Source organism: Streptomyces sparsus (assembly GCF_054776295.1).
Genome location: NZ_BAAHCA010000957.1, coordinates 1 through 1,796, shown reverse-complemented (window position 1 = coordinate 1,796; position 1,796 = coordinate 1). Strand labels below are relative to the sequence as shown.

The window sequence follows — 1,796 nt, the reverse complement described above, 5'->3', positions numbered from 1 at the left end:
CTTCCTGGCCCTGCTGGACAACGCCCGCGACGCCGCGCAGGTGCGCCCGCTGCTGCCCGGCGCCGAGGGGTGCGCGGCGATCGTCACCAGCCGCTGCCGGATGGTCGACCTGGCCGGTGCGCACCTGATCGACCTGGACGTGATGAGTCCGGAGGAGGCGATGACGCTCTTCACGCGGATCGTCGGTGCCGAGCGGGTGGAGAGCGAGCGCCAGGCCGCGATGGACGTCGTCGCGGCCTGCGGCTTCCTGCCGCTGGCGCTGCGGATCGCCGCCGCCCGGCTCGCCGCCCGCCGCACCTGGACGGTGGCGGTGCTGGCCCGCAAGCTCGCCGACGAACGCCGCCGGCTGGACGAGTTGCAGGCCGGGGACCTCGCGGTGAAGGCCACCTTCGAACTCGGCTACGGGCAGCTCGACCCGGAGCAGGCGCGGGCGTTCCGGCTGCTCGGGCTCGCCGACGGGCCGGACATCTCCCTGCCGGCCGCCGCCGCGATGCTCGACCGGAGCCCGGAGGCCACCGAGGAACTGCTGGAGTCCCTGGTGGACACCAGCCTGCTGGAGTCGGCCGCGCCCTGTCGCTACCGCTTCCACGACCTGCTCCGACTCTACGCGCGTGCCTGTGCGGAGCGTGACGAGCGGTCGCCCGACGAGCGGGAGGCCGCGCTCTCCCGGCTGCTGGACTTCTACCTGGCCACCGCCGCCCGGGTGCACGCCCTGGACCGGCCCGGTGAGCTGCTCGTCGAGTACCTGGAGCCCACCGCCGTCCAGGGGCTGGCGTTCCACGAACTCGCCCCGGCCACCGAGTGGTTGTTCGCCGAGGCCGGCTGCTTTCTCTCCTGCGCGCTGCAACTCGCCGGGGGCGGCGCACTGCGCCGGGCCGCCGACCTGCTGCTGGTCACCAGCGACCTGGCCGAGTCCGGGGCGAACGCCCGGCAGTTCCTGCTCACCGCGCGCACGCTGCGGGACGCGGCCCGGGAGGCGGGTGACCCGCACGCCGAGGCCCGGGCCCGGCTGGTGCTGACCGTCGCCCACATCACCGCCGGCCGGTTCGCGGAGGCCGAGGAGGAGGCCCGCGAGACGCTGCTGCTGGGGCTGGCCGCCGACGATCCGATCACCACCTCCTACGCGTTGAACGACCTGGGCATCGTGGCCAACCACCGGGGCGACCACGCCGCCGCCGAACGGCACCTGAGCCAGGCCCTGGAGCGGTTTCGCGGCTACGCCAACCGCCCGTCCGAGGCGAGCGCGCTGTGCAACCTGGCCCGGGTGCGCATGGCACGCGGTTGTTTCGACAGCGCCATCGAACTGGCCGAACAGGGCATGCGGATCTACGAGTCGATGGGGCTGACACTGCGGCTCGCCAACGGCCTCTACACGCTCGGTGTGGCCCTGGCCAAGTCCGGTCGCACCGCGGACGGGCTGACGCGGCTCTCGGAGGCGCTGGACATCTTCCACGACAGCCGCCAGCCGCTGTGGGAGGGCGTCACGCACTTCCGCATCGCCGAGGTGCACCTCGCCGACGGCCGGGCGGCGTCGGCCGCCGGGCACGCCGAGCAGGCCCTGGCTCTCAAGGGCATCGGCGGGAAGTGGCGGCGCGGCACGGTGCTGTGTGTGCTGGGCAAGGCCCTCGCCGAGCTGGGCCGTCCGGAGCAGGCCCGGGCCAGGTGGCAGGAGGCGCTGGACATCTTCCACGCGCTGGACGCCCCGGAGGCCGACGAGGTGCGTGCGCTGCTCGCCCCCTCGGTGGCGGCCTGATCCCGCACGGCCGGCGGCGTTCGCGACGGTCCGGGGGGAGGAC

1 protein-coding gene is annotated in these 1,796 nt (G+C 74.4%); it reads left to right on the top strand.

What is annotated here, in order from left to right; all coding sequences use genetic code 11:
* Positions 1–1,753, top strand: a 1,753-nt coding sequence (locus tag ACYVE9_RS25315; protein ID WP_461030219.1) for a tetratricopeptide repeat protein, incomplete at its 5' end; no start/stop codon positions are given.
* Between the last annotated feature and the right edge of the window lie 43 nt (positions 1,754–1,796).